Genomic DNA, 14,972 nt, shown 5'->3' on the forward strand with positions numbered 1-14,972 from the left:
AGCCTCGATTATAAAAACTTAAAATATAACCATTGTAAAGGTGGTTTATAAGGCGAGTTATGCTAGAATTTGCCGCTAGATAAATATTCAATCGAATAGAACCTTATTTGGAAGATTATTCAGTGGAACATTGCAGATACATTATTGAAAGTTATACAGAAGATGGAAGAAAATTCCGACCAAGCGATTGGATTGATCGAATTGCGTCTCTTGACGCCTCTTATGGCACTTTTCAGCGGTTGGTTTATTCAGATTTGTTGTACCCCGAGCTGTATCAAGGGCAAAAAACATTGATTATTGATACGGCCTTGGAAGAAGCCAATCCCGTTTTATTTGCGTATGTGATGAATTTTGCCGAAAGCAATCATCTCAAGATGAGTAAAGTTTGTGAAGCCATTGAGCAACAGCTGGGAAGCTAAGCCTCTTTATAGTTGCTGAATAATCTCTGTGCCAAACAATAAACTAACCCCACCTCCTAATGCTAAATAAGGCCCGAACGGCATGGGGTCGTTTAGGTTTCTCAATTTCAATAGACTCAATCCCACGCCAACGATTAAACTGCTGACCGATGCCACCAGAATAATCTGTGGTAAAGCCGTTGCGCCAAACCAAGCACCCAAAGCGGCCAATAGTTTGAAATCCCCATACCCCATGCCTTCTTTGCCCGTCAATACTTTAAAGCTCTGAAATAGAACCCATAGCAATAAATAGCCGATTGCCGCTCCGAGAATCGCTTGATTGGGTGTGGTGATGTCAGAACTGAGGCTAAAGACTAACCCCATCCACAACAATGGCAAGCTGAGGTTGTCTAAGATCAATTGATGCTCAATATCAATGATGGTGATGGTCAATAATAGCCAAGCAAAGCCCCAAAAAGCAATGGCGTTTAAGCTTTGACCAAATTGCCAAGCAATAATGACGGTGACAAGGGTACTGGTTATTTCAATTAATGGGTAACGAATGGAAATTGGGGCACCACATTGTTGGCACTTACCGCGACTGAATAACCAACTGAAGACTGGAATAAGTTGATAGGCTTTTAAGGGTTTTTGGCAGCTAGGGCATTCAGAGCGACTAAACGACAGGGATTTGAGTTGTTGCTGTGGAGACCATTGTTGAAAAAACATGTTGGGCAGTCGCCAAGAGAGCATGGAGATAAAACTGCCGATGAGCAGTCCAAGCAGACCGCTGATAACTAACCACTCCATAGTCGAAAAACTGATCATTTAGCCTCGCATTGCAGCGAATAGAGGTCGTTATTCGCTATAGATAACACAGTTTCGATCATTTTCCCAAACGGTTAACCTATGCATTTTCAGTTGGTTGGAACCGATACGATTTTGTATCTCGCGATAAATATACTGGGCAATGTGTTCTGCTGTTGGATTGAGCTCTTTGAAGTGAGGGTGGTCGTTCAAGAAGCTGTGATCCAATTCATCAATGACGGCTTTGGCATGACGTTTAATTTCTTTAAAGTCAATCAACATACCAATTTCATTGAGTTTATGACCAATCACTTCGATTTCGATTTTCCAGTTGTGGCCATGTAATTTGGCACAATCGCCTGGATAGCCTCTTAAGCTATGAGCCGATGCAAAATCAAGCAAAGTTTTAAGGATAAATTGTTGTGCCATGATGAATACTGTCTAAACGAAATAAAGCGATATTGTATCAAATTCGTTCGAGAGAAAGGGGATAAACAGAATGGATTTTATCGCATAGACAAGATTGAATTAATAACGACGGGTTGTTAAGTATTGAATTAGGTCGCGTAAAAAAGAACTGTCTACATTTAAAGCATCCAGAGCTTCCTTAATTAATTGATCTCGATATGCTTTGGCATCTTCTAGCCCCAGCTGTTTTGGATAGGTTAAACCATTGGCAGCCTCATCACTGCCTTGCGGTTTGCCCAGCACTTCGGTTGGCTGTTCAATGTCTAAAATATCATCGTGTACTTGAAAAGCTAGGCCAATTTTTTCACCTAAAACGGCCAGGCCTGGTTGTTTTTCGACATACTTTGGAGATTGAACAGCACCCATTAATAGGGCACATTGAATGAGTGCACCCGTTTTGAGTCGGTGCATCGTCTCCAATGTAGCCAAGGTATTTGACTGGTCTTTCGCATGAATGTCGAGCATTTGCCCCGCAATCATGCCCGACATGCCGCTGGCTTGAGTGAGCAGTTGCATTAGTGTGACTTTATGCTGCTCTAAAATGAGCGGGTCTTGTAAGAGAATTTGATAAGCGAGGGTTTGTTGTGCATCACCGACTAAAATTGCCGTGGCTTCATCATATTGAATATGACACGTCGGTTGTCCCCGCCGTAAATCATCATCGTCCATCGCTGGCAAGTCATCATGTACCAGTGAATAGCTATGAATAAGTTCTAGAGCACAGGCTGCTGCATCCAGTTTATCTAGTGGAATTTGTAATGCTTCTCCCACGCCATAGAGCAAAGCGGGTCTTAATCGTTTGCCATTGTTTAGTGTTGCGTAACGCATGGCTTCAAGTAACTTGGCTGGAACGTTGGGATAAGCAGTTAAATATTCAGAAAGTTTTTGATGGATACGGTGTTGGTATCGGGATAGCTGTGATTTCAAGGGCAACCCTAATGCGATAGGCTGGAAAAAAGACGGGGAAATGAAGTTTCCCCGTCGATTAAAGCGTTGGTACGATTTTGTTACAGTTCGTTACCATGTTTTGAAAGGTAGTCAGCAACTCCTTCAGGAGTGTCTTTCATGCCTTCATCGCCTTTATTCCAGCCGGCAGGACAAACTTCACCATTTTCTTCGTGGAACTGTAGGGCTTCTACCATACGAATCATTTCGTCAACGTTACGGCCTAGCGGTAGGTCATTAACAACTTGATGGCGAACAACACCGTTTTGATCAATTAAGAAAGCCGCACGTAAAGCCACATTGTCAGGGTGAGCAATACCATAGGCATCCATAATTGAACCGCCAATATCGGCAACCAATGGAAAGTTGACAGGCCCTAAACCACCTTCGTTTACTGGGGTGTTGCGCCATGCATTATGAGTGAATTGAGAATCAACGGAAACCCCAATCACTTCCACACCCATTTCCTTGAAACGGTCAACACGGTGGTCAAAGGCTAGGATTTCTGACGGACAAACAAAGGTGAAGTCTAATGGGTAGAAGAAGACAACGCTGTATTTCCCCTGGATATGGCTTTTTAAGTTAAAGTTGTCAACAATGGTGCCATCAGCAAGAACAGCCGCTGCTGTAAAATCTGGTGCATTTTGGGTAACTAATACCGACATAGTGCTATCCTTTTAAAATTAATTGAAATCAATAAAATTGATAAAAGTAGATCATGAAAGCCATTATTTTAACGAAAATATGAAGTCGATGTACAGACACTTTAGTGAAAGATTTTTAGAGATCGTAAAAAATGCCGATATAATCGATATAACTCTCGCAAAGCGCTTGATAAAACGTTAAGGTTTTTTGAGTTAAGGAGGTGGAAAAGTGTTTATAGTGTATTCTCCAGAGGGGCGTAATCGGGTGACGGCGGCTCAGAGCTTTCCTGAGCTAAAGGTTGACCGTACCAAGGAAACCTTGGCTTTAGGTGAGTCTGAAATGGACCAAATGCCTTTGCGCGCAGTTCAACAACGGCAGGGCCACTCACGGTCAGCTTTAAAGCAATATGATGCGGTTCAACACCCTCCCAGAACGCCAGTCGTGAAAATAGCTGAGATTATGGTTGCGCCGGTAATTACCATAGAGCTAACCCAGTCGATTGATGAAGCTTGGGCATTATTTGAAAACGCAAAAATTCATCACCTACCTGTAATGGATGATCTCGGTGTGTTAGTAGGGATTTTGACCACCTTTGATTTGCTAACGATCCTTTTTGAAAGAGGGGCGGGCGTTGCGACAGACCAAATCACGGTTGCGGATTGGATGAAAAAAGAGGTCGTCACGACTAAGGTTGATACCGATATTCGGCGAGTGGCTTATGTGATGAGCGAATATCATTTAAGCTGTATGCCAATTATGTCAGAGGTTGATGAGGTGGTTGGGATTGTGACCCAGTCTGATATCGTTCGTCGATTGGGACAGGCTCCACCACTTGAAGTCTATGCTTGAAGTGGTGGTAGTGTTATCGAAGCTTAGCCATCAGTCGTGATGGTTGAAATCAATTCTTGTAGCACCGTATTCGCTTTGTCATTGTCAATTTGGCAAGTTCCCGCCGCTTGGTGACCGCCGCCGCCATATTTTAAACATAAAGTGCCGACATTGGTGTTTGACGTGCGATTTAAGATGGATTTTCCTATTGCAAAAACCGTATTTTGTTTTTGGAATCCCCATAAAGTATGAATGGAAATATTACATTCTGGAAACAAGGCATAAATCATAAAACGATTGGTGGGGTGAATGATGTCTTCATTTCGAAGGTCCAACACCACTAAGTTTTGATGCACTTGTGCACAACGTTTTAACTGTTCTTTGGCCGCTTGTTCATGTTCAAAGTAGAGATCGACACGTTCTTTGACATCTGGCAAGTTTAAAATTTGATCAATCGTATGATCACGACAATAATCAATGAGTTCCATCATCAAATTGTAGTTGGAAATGCGAAACTCTCTAAAACGGCCCAGCCCAGTGCGAGCATCCATTAAAAAGTTGAGCAGTGGCCAGCCTTCTGGATTGAGCACTTCATCTTGGTTGAAGTCGGCAGCATCGCCTTTATCAACCGCGGCCATTAAATCGCTGTCGACTTTTGGAAAGGCCTTAGCCCCCCCATAGTAATCATAGACGACCCTAGCCGCTGAGGGTGCGCTCGGATCAATGACATAATTATCTGCCGCTTCATTGCGCAAGCTTTCACTATGGTGGTGGTCGAATGCTAAGTGACATTCTGGAACATAGGGTAAATTGGTGGTGATATCGTTTGAGGTAATCTCAACTTTTTGATCTTGCATGTCTTTGGGGTGAACAAACAAGATGTCATCGATTAGGTCTAGTTCTTTAAGGAGTACTGCACACACTAAACCGTCAAAATCACTGCGGGTGACCAATCTAAATTTTTCTGCTGACATGTTAATTCCTCTGTTATGACTAAAAAATGGCGTTAAAAGTGCTTTGTTTTATGGTTTGGTCGACCTTTGCTCAGATTCTATTTGGGCCTGCGCAAAGTCTTGATGGACTTTATGCATATCGAGTCCTTTGAGTTTATCAATATATTGCTCTAGTTCTGGGGCCGTTATCGTACCCACCTTGGCGAAAATAATCATTTGTTCTCGAATAAAAACCAAAGTCGGAATTGAGCGGACCTGAAGCATTTCTGCCACTTCAGGTTGTTCTTCAATATTGATCTTGGTAAATACGATCTCTGGGTGCTTACGAGCAGCGGCATCGATAAGGGGCATTAATGTTTTGCAGGGACCGCACCAAGGTGCCCAAAAATCGATAATAACCATTTCGTTTTCCGTTATCTTACTGTCAAACGTTTCGATTGTTAAGTCGATGACCGCCATTTAGTATCCTTCAAACTAGGGATTGCCGCCTTCTGTTAATAAAGCCGGGTTGAGGTGTTTCTTTAAGGTTGTTTCATCCAGATCTGTCATGGCCAGTGCGACTTCTAATACCGGTTGTCCAGTTTCATAGGCTTTTTTGGCAATGGCCGCTCCCATTTCATAACCGACAATGCGATTGAGAGCGGTCACTAGGATTGGATTGGTTGCCAGGGTTTCTTCAATTTTAGCTTGATTGACTTTAAAGTCTTGAATGGCTTTTTGCGCCAATACTTCTGATGCATTGCTGGCAATTTCAAGGCTTTGTAGTAAGTTAAGCGCAATCATGGGTAACATAACATTTAATTGAAAATTACCTGATTGTCCGCCAATGGTAATAGCGGTATGGTTACCCATAATTTGTGCAGCAACCATACAAACCGCTTCTGGGATGACGGGGTTAACCTTCCCAGGCATAATCGAACTGCCCGGTTGTAATGCGGGGAGTTGAATTTCGGCTAGGCCGGCTAACGGGCCTGAATTCATCCAACGCAAGTCATTGGCGATTTTCATTAAACTGGTGGCTAATACATTCAATTGGCCACTGAGTTCAACGGCGCTATCCTGAGAACTGAGTCCAACAAATAAATTCGGCATGGGTTCAAATTCGATGGCAGTGATGGTGCTCAAATTGGCACAGACTAGATTGCTGAATTGAGGATCCGCATTAATGCCGGTTCCAACCGCTGTTCCACCTTGAGGGAGCCGTTGGATTCGCTTTTGGGTCTCTTGCAACCGTTCGATATTGTCTTCAATCAATTGACGCCAAGCTGAAATTTCCTGATCCAGTCGAATCGGGGTGGCATCCATTAGGTGAGTACGACCCGTTTTAACAATCCCTTTTACTTCGTCTTCTTTGCGGGATAGAGTGTTGACCAAATGACGTAAAGCGGGTAGTAATTGTTCCTCTAATGCAATAGCAGCAGCTAAATGAATGGCTGTTGGGATGACATCATTAGAACTTTGGCTCATATTTACATCATCATTGGGGTGTATCTCAACATCGGTTTTTTGGTGGGCTAGACGGGCAATCACTTCATTGGCATTCATATTGGTGCTGGTGCCCGATCCAGTTTGAAAAACATCAATTGGGAATTGCTCTAAATGGTTACCCTCAATTAATTCTTGTGCAGCGGCTTGAATGGCAGCGGCCTTTTGGGGTGACAACAACCCTAATTCTAAGTTGCTTTCTGAACAGGCAAATTTGATTAGCCCCAACGCCTTAATAAACAAGGGTGGCAACGGCGTGTTACTGATGGGGAAATTATCGATAGCTCTTTGGGTTTGTGCGCCATAGAGGGCATTTATAGGGACTTCCAAGCTTCCCATGCTGTCTTTTTCAATGCGGGTGTGTTGTGTCATATCCATTAATCTCAAAATAAAAGTTGTTAGCAGAGTGTTCTATTCCCATTAGATGGGCGGCTCTCACGACCACTAGCTTACCGTTAGGGTTCTAGTAGATAATGCTAAAAATTGTTGTTATTCTATCTCATTCATTCACAAAAATGAGAGCTTTAGCGGGCTCAATCGATGGAATCCTTTGGTGATATGATTCAGTACTGAGTTAAACGGGCAGGTTGTATTGGCTCGGGCGTGTATTTTACGCATATGGAGCCAATGACTACTATTCACAAATTTAAAAAGACAGTGATCACACTATGCAAGAAACCCCTTCACTTCAACAGTTTTTGTATGAACACAGTTTATGGTGGCGATTGTTGCTGTCGTCAGAAAGTGGTACGTTTGAACTGTCTACACGGTTTCAAAAACGACTTGGTCAGGCCATCAACAATGGTACCGATTTTATATCGAGTCTGACTTCGGAAAGTCAAACGCGATTGAAGGCACAGATACAAGCCTTTCAAAAGGGGGAAGTGACAAGCGCCAAACTTGTAGTGCAAGTGGTTCGGCCGCATCATACGATTGACTTATTGACTGAATTGCATCGTGTTGAACAAGATGATGGAAAGTGGTTGGTTGCTTTCTGTAGTGAGGTGACAGATGTAGATGCTATAGTTTTGTCGGCAAAAACGGTTCAAACAGAATCAGGTATCTCAGAAAACCAGATTGAATCAAGCGCATTACAGCAGCAATTTCATGACCAAACTCAGTTTTTAGCGATGTTGAGTCATGAGCTCAGGTCGCCGTTAATGGGTTTGAACAGTTTGTTGGATATTGTGCGGCAAAAACTGACCGAGCGACAGCATCAAAAAGTGGCGGAAGAATTGAAAGTCATGAAAATGACGATTAACCAGCTTAATTTTTTGATCAATGATATTTTGACCTATGCGCAAACTGAGTTTAACCAGATTCACCTCAATCCAACGGTTTTTGACTTGCATGAGATGGCTGATTATATCTGTCATTTGACCAAGTCGATTGCATCGGAAAAAGGTATTGATGTGCGTTTTTCCGTAGCCACACAAAATGACTGTTTTTATGGCGATCTAGTTCGGTTGTCACAGGTGCTGGTCAATTTAATTGTCAACGCCATTAAATTTACCCAGCAGGGTGGTGTTGAGGTGGTGATTCAGGAAGAAGATGAGTTTGTTGAATTTCATGTCAAAGACTCTGGAGAAGGCATTGATGAAGCCGAATTGGCATCGATTTTTACCCCTTTCAAACAATTAGACTCTCGCGGCGGAGAGCAATATGTGGGTTCGGGACTGGGTCTGTCCATCGTTAAAACCTTAGTGGATTTAATGGGAGGGGTGTTGGAAGTGAAATCCGAGCGGGGACAGGGTACCGATTTTTCATTTGTGATTCCGATGCGTTCTGGCGGGTGTCCTGACCCAACCTTTGTGACACCCGAGTCAGCACCGGTAGCGCCCCCCGTGACTTATTGCGACTATCAAATATTGGTCGCTGATGATTCGGCGATCAATCGTAAGGTGATGCAAACTTTCCTCAAAGAAATGGGGTGTCAGGTTGATGAAGCGGAAGATGGGGTGCAGGCTTGGCAAAAATTTCAACAGCATGACTATGATTATGTGTTTTTGGATATTCAGATGCCCGGTCTGAATGGGATGGAGGTTTGTCAAAAAATGCGAGCCTTTCAGCAACAAAAAGATCATCCAGTCAAAGGTATTTTTGCATTGACCGCAGCGCATACTGCAGCCGAAGTGGCGGGCTCTGGAACAGAAATTGATAAAAGCTTATTTGATGCTTGGTTAGAAAAACCCGCCTCTCAAGATAAGATTATTCATTTATTGCATTGCCAAACTTATTCCTCAATAGGTTACCCGAAACTATCTGAAGACTCACCAGGCAAAATCGAAAACCATTCTAGCGACTCGCAAGCTTTGCCAGCGATTCCAGAAGAATTGGTATCGCTGGTGCCACAATTAAAAGATAATGTGGCGCAAGATATTCAGGCTTTTCAAAAAGCATTGGATTATCAGACATGGGCAGAGGCAAAGGCGATTTTGCACCGCATCAAGGGTAATTTGATGCTATTTGAACTGACCGAAGCCGTCAATCTGGTACGGAGTCTCGAAGCGTTAGACCAAGGACTCAATCGAGAAGAAATTAAAATTATTTTAAAAAGGCTTGAAAAAAACTTATACGACACCTATAAAACATATCTATAAAGGCTTATAATCACTAACTAAATGACATTTAAATTAAAAAAGGATTTTCGCATGGCAAAGGCAAAACCTAAAGTGCTATTAGCAGAAGACCATGATTTGGTTCGTGCTGGATTTAAGTCCATCCTGGATGCGGATGGTGCTGTAAAAGTCGTTGCCGAAGCGCAAGATGGTGAAGCCACGCTTGAATTGGTTGCTTCGGATACGCCTGATATTCTTATTATTGATTTGTCGATGCCCAAGTTAAGTGGTATGGCAGTCATTACCCAACTCAAAAAACAAAAGAACCCAATTAAGATCATCGTGCTGACGGCAGCAGAAGCCCCAAATGTTTGGAAAGAGGTCGTTGATCTTGGCGTTGAAGGAATTGCACTGAAGTCCATCTCCAAAAAAGAATTGGTTTCTGGGATCAAGGCGGTTGTTGCAGGCAAGACCTTTATTCATTCAGAGATTCAACCAGGCCTGGACACTTATAATGCTGAAAAAGCGGCAAAACCTGCTTCAACGGAAAATGAAGAAGAGATGCCAAAGCGTCGCAGAAAGATTTCTATCCGAGAAAAGCAGGTGATTAAGCTGGTTGCAGAAGGCTATAAAACTAAGGATATCGCTGAAATTTTAGGGATAAGTGATCGTACGGTTTCAAAGCATCGTGAAAACATTATGACCAAGCTGGATATGACCGCCTCGGCAGAGTTAGTGAATTACGCCAGTCATATCGGATTATTAAAAGTCGGAATTGACGAAATTCGCTAGGATACGAATGACTTTTTGATCTAGGTGAAAGGGTGACATAAGTCACCCTTTTTTTTGGCTATTCGACAGGATCATGAAATTAAGAGATTTTAAATATGGATGGAATTCAAACATCGAAAATTGAAGAAATGAATGCAGAGCAAAGACTGGCCTTTCTGCAAAAATTGGTTGCCGACCAAAACCAAGCGGACATTATGGGGTTCTTTGCGTCCTTGACGAGCTTTGAAATTGCGAATTTAATTGAATCTTTCCCCTATGACTCTCGCCCCATACTATGGGTCTCTGTCGCTGATTCAGTTAAAGGTGAAGTGCTATCAGCACTCAGTGAAAGTGCTCGAGCCTATTTGGTTAAAGATTTAAACGCAACAGAAATATGTGAAGTCACGCACCACTTAGATGCTCAAGATACAGCAGATATTTTAGCATCCTTGCAGGACTCTCGAGGAGAGGACGTGATCGAGCTAATGGCGTTGGCCAGGCGAGATGAAGTGAATGAAGTCCTCGCTTATGACCCTGACGCTGTTGGGCGTTATATGCATACGGATGTGGTGCGAATTAGAGAAAATGTCAAGCTGGAAGTGGTTCAACGCTACCTTCGTATCAAAGGTGAAATTCAAAAAAGTACCCAGCAGTTAATGGTGGTTGATGAAAAAAACTACTTGCTGGGATCATTACATGTGGTGGACTTATTAAGACATGAACCGTCACTAATGGTTACTGATGTTATGGAAGCACCTGAAAAGGTTTTGGCGACCATGGCGGCGATTGAAGCGGCTAAATGGCTACGCCTTAAAAATCAAAACTTTGCAGCTGTGGTTGATGATTCCGGAGTGCTGGTCGGGCAATTAACGGCTGCGGATGTATTGGCTTTAACCGTTGAAGAAGGGGATCAAACGGTGCGACATTTAGCAGGTGTCGAAGAGGAAACCGATTTGTTTGCGCCAGTTCGAAAAAGTGTCAATGCGCGTACGATTTGGTTAGGCATTAATTTGGCGACGGCTTTTCTTGCCGCTGCAGTCATTGGCCAGTTTGAGGCGGTGATTGCTCAAGTGGTTGCATTGGCTGTGTTGATGCCGGTCGTTGCGAGCATGGGCGGTATTGCAGGAAGCCAAACTCTGACGCTGACTATTCGCGGTTTAGCAATGGAAAAAATTATCGGCTCTAATCAAAAGGTGTTGTTTAATAAAGAGTTTGTCATCGGTTTAATAAATGGCGTGATTTGGGCGTTGGTGGTGGCAATGATTTCGCAAATTTGGTTTGACGATGTCATGATTAGTTTGGTGATTGGTATGGCGATTTTGATTAATATGAGTGCCGCGGGCATTGCCGGTGTTTTAATTCCACTGTTTTTAAAGAGGCTGGGGCAAGATCCCGCTTTATCTGGTGCGGTGATCTTAACAACCGTGACGGATGTGGTGGGGTTTTTATCGTTTCTAGGCCTAGCAACCCTACTGATACTGAATTAAAGGGGTAAAAATATGACAAGGCAAGTAGGTTGGAAAGAGTGGGTTACCTTGCCAAACTTGGGTATTAAACGACTTAAGTGTAAAGTGGACACAGGGGCAAAGAATTCAGCACTTCACGCTTTTGAATTATCGAGTTTTGAAAAGAACGGTCAGTTATGGGTTCAGTTTAGTATTCACACCGATGACCATGACCTCTCTAAAATTAAGCAATGCAGAGCCAGAGTGGAAGATACTAGAGATGTGACGGATTCGAGTGGAAACGTCTCAACTCGGTATTTTATTGAAACGACGGTTGAAATTGGCGAACATAAAGTTTTGGTGCCTGTCTCCTTAACGAGTCGAGATACCATGGCTTATAAAATGTTATTAGGTAGAACCGCGTTGCGTAAAGCAAAGCTATTAGTCAATCCAGCCAAATCTTTTCTACAAGGAGGAAAATCATGAAAATAGCGATACTGTCAAGAGGGCCCAAACTCTACTCCACGCGTCGATTAGTCGAGGCTGCCGAAGAAAAGGGGCATGAGGTCAGGGTTATCGATGCTTTGCGTTGCTATATGAATATTAATTCAGTACATCCAGAAGTGCATTATAAAGGTGAAGTGTTAGAGGGGTTTGATGCGATTATTCCACGTATTGGCGCATCGGTGACTTTTTATGGCACGGCAGTTTTGCGTCAGTTTGAAATGATGAATGTCTTTCCATTAAATGAGTCGGTTGCGATTTCTCGGTCGCGAGACAAGCTCAGAAGTTTGCAATTGCTTTCTCGGAAAGGTGTTGGATTGCCTGTAAGTGGGATTGCCCACTCTCCAGATGATGTGGATGACTTATTAAAAATAGTCGGCGGTGCCCCAGTGGTGATTAAGCTACTAGAAGGAACACAAGGGGTGGGGGTCGTGTTAGCTGAAACTAAGTCGGCGGCTACCAGTGTTATTCAAGCCTTTCATGGCTTAAAGGCGAATATCCTGGTTCAGGAGTTTATTAAGGAAGCCGGTGGCGCTGACATTCGGTGTTTTGTAGTGGGTGGGAAAGTGATCGCTGCAATGAAACGTCAAGGGAAAGAAGGCGAGTTTCGTTCTAACTTGCATCAGGGGGGATCTGCGAACCTGATTAAAATTACCGCAGCCGAACGTGCGACCGCGGTCAATGCCGCTAAAATTATGGGCTTAAATGTTTGTGGTGTTGATTTGCTTCGATCGAATCATGGCCCTGTGGTGATGGAGGTCAATTCGTCTCCAGGTTTGGAAGGAATTGAGTCTGCAACGGGTAAGGATATTGCCGGTATGATTATCAGCTTTATTGAAAATAATGCCAATAAAAAGCCAACCAACCGAACCAAAACTGTAGGAAAAGGCTAAATGGCAACGCGCAAAATAATCCCCAATCAACCGATACTGATCGGGGGGGTGACGGTTTGCCCTGGAGAAAAAAAGACCATTGATTTAAAAGTGGGGGAGCTTTATACCCACAGTGAATTATCGATGCCGGTTCAGGTCTGGTGTGGTCGCCAGGCCGGACCGGTGTTATTTGTGAGTGCCGCTATTCATGGTGATGAATTAAATGGCGTTGAAATTATTCGGCGCTTATTAAAGATTAAGTCATTGAAGCGTCTTAAGGGCACTTTGATTGCGGTGCCGATTGTCAATTTGCATGGTTTTATTAATCACAGTCGTTACTTACCAGACAGGCGCGACCTAAACCGCAGTTTTCCTGGATCTCAAACCGGCTCAATTGCAGCGAGGTTAGCTCATATTTTTTTAACGGAAGTGGTGAATAAATCGACCCATGGTATTGATTTGCATACGGGTGCCATTAATCGATCTAACTTACCCCAAATTCGAGCCAATTTAGATGATGAGCAGACACTAGCGATGGCGGAAGCTTTTCAAGCGCCCTTAATGTTAAATGCAAACCTACGTGATGGTTCTTTAAGAGCCGCAGCCGTTAAAAAACAGATCCCAATCTTACTGTATGAAGCAGGCGAAGCCTTAAGATTTGATGAGGTTTCTATTCGCGCGGGGGTGAGAGGGATTGTCAATGTCATGCGGCATCTCGCCATGTTACCCAAGACGCGCAGTCAACGAACAGTATATAAGCGCAAGCCCGCGATTGCACGTTCTAGTTATTGGGTCAGAGCACCTCAAAGTGGTATTTTCCGTTCATTGGTCGCCGATGGCGATCGAATCAAAGCGCAAGAAACCTTATTAGGGGTCATTGCCGACCCGTTTGGGGAAACTGAGCAAGAGGTCTATGCGACCAGTAGCGGGATCGTGATTGGACAAATGCGGATGCCTTTAGTGAATGAAGGAGAGGCACTTTATCATTTAGCGAAATTTGCCAGGACTGATTTGGCTGAAGATTATGTTGAAGAGTTTCATGAAGAGATGCAAGATGATTCGTCTTTGCTTTATCCTACAGATGATATTCCCACTTTGGGCTAGACAAAGTGGGCTCTAACCTTAAAACGAATTACTTATATTGCCGCAGATATAAAAATTCAAAAAACCGTTTTGCATAGTGCATTAACCGACACTTAGGCAGCATTACGGTTCCCTTTTCTGTACGGCGAATTAGAATGCCATGGGATAGTGTGTCAATAATGCACAACAGTTCATGTTTAAACGTTTTAAAATCATCTCGTTGCTCAATTTCAGCAACCAAATTATGGCAGGCTGCTTTGGCTTGTAAATCAGCCATGTGTCCTTGTTTTGCTTGCCAATCAGGACCAGGAAAACTTCCTGAATCACCCGCAACGTAGGTTTTTGACAAGCCTTGTACCTGACAATATTCATTTGCTTTGATGAGACCGCCTTCGGACTTGGCAATGTCGCTTTTAGCCGACCAAGCGGGGCCCGTCATACCGGGCATAAATAAGATCAAGTCTGAGGGGATTTCACCGCCTTCCGTAATGACTTTGTTCGCTTCAAAAGCGACCAGTTTGTGACCCAAGTGAGTGTCAATGTTCAGTTTTTTCATCAATTTTAAAACTTGATCCGGTACTTTGTCACCTAAGCGTTTGCCTGGCTTCGGAGCAGGGTTGAAAAAGACCAACTTAAAATCTTGGCGACGTTTTTGTTTTCTTAACAGCGTATCGATACCGAATAAAAATTCAAACATAGGTCCGCCACGCATTGCAGACGGTTCTTTTGGGTTGCCGCCAAAGCCAATGGCAATGGTTCCTCCATCCATTTCTTGAAGTTTGTGCTTAATCGCCTCAGCTGCATCAATGCCTTCACAAGGGGTAATGGCATGTTCAATACCGGGCAGCTTTCTAATAAAGCGTCCGCCACTGGCAATGATTAAGCCGTCGTTGTGATAATCGCCCGCATCGGTTTTCACTGTGCGGCCATCGTCAAGGATATCGATGACATTGGCTTCAATATGTTCAACAGTCTGACGATTATAGAAGTTAGTTAAGTCAATTTTGAGGGCATCTGCATCACGCAAACCCGCAGGAATCCAAATTAAACTGGGCAAATAGACAAACTGGTTGTTTGGTGAGATAACGGTGATTCTGGCTGATGGGAGTTGCTTTCGCAAGCTTTTAATGGCGGTAAGCGCTGCAAATCCGCTTCCGATAATCATTAGGTTCATATTTTTGCATCCCTCAAAATTAAGTTGAATTTGCAT

At 43.4% G+C, this 14,972-nt stretch carries 16 protein-coding genes; 8 read left to right on the plus strand and 8 right to left on the minus strand.

Annotated elements, in window-relative coordinates; all coding sequences use genetic code 11:
• The first annotated feature begins 122 nt into the window (after window positions 1–122).
• On the plus strand, window positions 123–419 hold the full coding sequence (locus tag CYQ88_RS06365; RefSeq protein WP_101840601.1) for a DUF3579 domain-containing protein: 297 nt from the start codon (window positions 123–125) through the stop codon (window positions 417–419).
• Window positions 420–425: 6 nt separating this feature from the next.
• Here CYQ88_RS06365 and CYQ88_RS06370 read toward each other — a convergent pair whose 3' ends face one another.
• From CYQ88_RS06370 to CYQ88_RS06385, 4 genes are all read right to left on the minus strand, one after another.
• A complete protein-coding gene (locus CYQ88_RS06370; RefSeq protein ID WP_233188830.1) occupies window positions 426–1,208 on the minus strand; it encodes an A24 family peptidase in 783 nt (260 codons plus the stop codon).
• A 48-nt stretch (window positions 1,209–1,256) separates the two neighbouring features.
• A complete protein-coding gene (queD, locus tag CYQ88_RS06375) occupies window positions 1,257–1,634 on the minus strand; it encodes a 6-carboxytetrahydropterin synthase QueD (protein WP_101840524.1) in 378 nt (125 codons plus the stop codon).
• Between the two features lie 99 nt (window positions 1,635–1,733).
• Complete coding sequence (locus tag CYQ88_RS06380; RefSeq protein WP_101840525.1) at window positions 1,734–2,600, minus strand: polyprenyl synthetase family protein; 867 nt, start codon at window positions 2,598–2,600, stop codon at window positions 1,734–1,736.
• A gap of 80 nt (window positions 2,601–2,680) precedes the next feature.
• Window positions 2,681–3,283, minus strand: a complete 603-nt coding sequence (locus tag CYQ88_RS06385) for a peroxiredoxin (protein ID WP_101840526.1) — start codon at window positions 3,281–3,283, stop codon at window positions 2,681–2,683.
• Between the two features lie 208 nt (window positions 3,284–3,491).
• Here CYQ88_RS06385 and CYQ88_RS06390 point away from each other — a divergent pair, with 208 nt between their 5' ends.
• Window positions 3,492–4,112 carry a CBS domain-containing protein gene (locus CYQ88_RS06390; RefSeq protein ID WP_101840527.1) on the plus strand — a complete coding sequence of 207 codons (621 nt, stop codon included), beginning with the start codon at window positions 3,492–3,494 and terminating at the stop codon, window positions 4,110–4,112.
• Between the two features lie 23 nt (window positions 4,113–4,135).
• Here the strand turns inward: CYQ88_RS06390 and CYQ88_RS06395 are convergent, their stop codons facing one another.
• The 3 genes from CYQ88_RS06395 to CYQ88_RS06405 are packed head-to-tail and all read right to left on the minus strand — an operon-like array spanning window position 4,136 to window position 6,901.
• Complete coding sequence (locus CYQ88_RS06395) at window positions 4,136–5,065, minus strand: exopolyphosphatase (RefSeq protein WP_101840528.1); 930 nt, start codon at window positions 5,063–5,065, stop codon at window positions 4,136–4,138.
• Window positions 5,066–5,113: 48 nt separating this feature from the next.
• Window positions 5,114–5,503 (minus strand): co-chaperone YbbN, encoded by a 390-nt coding sequence (locus CYQ88_RS06400; RefSeq protein WP_101840529.1) that lies wholly within the window; start codon window positions 5,501–5,503, stop codon window positions 5,114–5,116.
• Between the two features lie 15 nt (window positions 5,504–5,518).
• On the minus strand, window positions 5,519–6,901 hold the full coding sequence (locus CYQ88_RS06405; protein ID WP_101840602.1) for an aspartate ammonia-lyase: 1,383 nt from the start codon (window positions 6,899–6,901) through the stop codon (window positions 5,519–5,521).
• A 296-nt stretch (window positions 6,902–7,197) separates the two neighbouring features.
• Here CYQ88_RS06405 and CYQ88_RS06410 point away from each other — a divergent pair, with 296 nt between their 5' ends.
• From CYQ88_RS06410 to CYQ88_RS06435, 6 genes are all read left to right on the plus strand, one after another.
• Complete coding sequence (locus CYQ88_RS06410; protein WP_101840530.1) at window positions 7,198–9,129, plus strand: hybrid sensor histidine kinase/response regulator; 1,932 nt, start codon at window positions 7,198–7,200, stop codon at window positions 9,127–9,129.
• Between the two features lie 51 nt (window positions 9,130–9,180).
• The gene (locus CYQ88_RS06415; protein ID WP_101840531.1) at window positions 9,181–9,879 is read left to right on the plus strand and encodes a response regulator transcription factor; all 699 of its coding nucleotides are present in this window, start codon (window positions 9,181–9,183) and stop codon (window positions 9,877–9,879) included.
• Window positions 9,880–9,974: 95 nt separating this feature from the next.
• A complete protein-coding gene (locus CYQ88_RS06420) occupies window positions 9,975–11,345 on the plus strand; it encodes a magnesium transporter (protein ID WP_101840532.1) in 1,371 nt (456 codons plus the stop codon).
• Window positions 11,346–11,357: 12 nt separating this feature from the next.
• A complete protein-coding gene (locus CYQ88_RS06425) occupies window positions 11,358–11,789 on the plus strand; it encodes a RimK/LysX family protein (protein ID WP_101840533.1) in 432 nt (143 codons plus the stop codon).
• Entirely contained in the window at window positions 11,786–12,700 is a 915-nt protein-coding gene (rimK, locus tag CYQ88_RS06430) for a 30S ribosomal protein S6--L-glutamate ligase (protein WP_101840534.1), read from the plus strand. The genes CYQ88_RS06425 and rimK overlap by 4 nt, the downstream gene beginning before the upstream one ends.
• Entirely contained in the window at window positions 12,701–13,783 is a 1,083-nt protein-coding gene (locus tag CYQ88_RS06435) for a succinylglutamate desuccinylase/aspartoacylase family protein (RefSeq protein ID WP_101840535.1), read from the plus strand.
• 28 nt (window positions 13,784–13,811) lie between these two features.
• Here CYQ88_RS06435 and CYQ88_RS06440 read toward each other — a convergent pair whose 3' ends face one another.
• The gene (locus tag CYQ88_RS06440) at window positions 13,812–14,936 is read right to left on the minus strand and encodes an NAD(P)/FAD-dependent oxidoreductase (RefSeq protein WP_101840603.1); all 1,125 of its coding nucleotides are present in this window, start codon (window positions 14,934–14,936) and stop codon (window positions 13,812–13,814) included.
• Window positions 14,937–14,972 lie beyond the last annotated feature (36 nt).

It is taken from the genome of Hydrogenovibrio sp. SC-1 (assembly GCF_002848135.1).
Lineage (GTDB): Bacteria > Pseudomonadota > Gammaproteobacteria > Thiomicrospirales > Thiomicrospiraceae > Hydrogenovibrio.

Bases quoted from the DNA above. Each gene is read 5' to 3' on its own strand.
- CYQ88_RS06370 (WP_233188830.1), bottom strand. From the start codon at position 1,208: ATGGAGTGGTTAGTTATCAGCGGTCTGCTTGGACTGCTCATCGGCAGT.
- queD (WP_101840524.1), bottom strand. From the start codon at position 1,634: ATGGCACAACAATTTATCCTTAAAACTTTGCTTGATTTTGCATCGGCT.
- CYQ88_RS06385 (WP_101840526.1), bottom strand. From the start codon at position 3,283: ATGTCGGTATTAGTTACCCAAAATGCACCAGATTTTACAGCAGCGGCT.
- CYQ88_RS06395 (WP_101840528.1), bottom strand. From the start codon at position 5,065: ATGTCAGCAGAAAAATTTAGATTGGTCACCCGCAGTGATTTTGACGGT.
- CYQ88_RS06400 (WP_101840529.1), bottom strand. From the start codon at position 5,503: ATGGCGGTCATCGACTTAACAATCGAAACGTTTGACAGTAAGATAACG.
- CYQ88_RS06405 (WP_101840602.1), bottom strand. From the start codon at position 6,901: ATGACACAACACACCCGCATTGAAAAAGACAGCATGGGAAGCTTGGAA.
- CYQ88_RS06410 (WP_101840530.1), top strand. From the start codon at position 7,198: ATGCAAGAAACCCCTTCACTTCAACAGTTTTTGTATGAACACAGTTTA.
- CYQ88_RS06415 (WP_101840531.1), top strand. From the start codon at position 9,181: ATGGCAAAGGCAAAACCTAAAGTGCTATTAGCAGAAGACCATGATTTG.
- CYQ88_RS06420 (WP_101840532.1), top strand. From the start codon at position 9,975: ATGGATGGAATTCAAACATCGAAAATTGAAGAAATGAATGCAGAGCAA.
- CYQ88_RS06425 (WP_101840533.1), top strand. From the start codon at position 11,358: ATGACAAGGCAAGTAGGTTGGAAAGAGTGGGTTACCTTGCCAAACTTG.
- rimK (WP_101840534.1), top strand. From the start codon at position 11,786: ATGAAAATAGCGATACTGTCAAGAGGGCCCAAACTCTACTCCACGCGT.
- CYQ88_RS06435 (WP_101840535.1), top strand. From the start codon at position 12,701: ATGGCAACGCGCAAAATAATCCCCAATCAACCGATACTGATCGGGGGG.
- CYQ88_RS06440 (WP_101840603.1), bottom strand. From the start codon at position 14,936: ATGAACCTAATGATTATCGGAAGCGGATTTGCAGCGCTTACCGCCATT.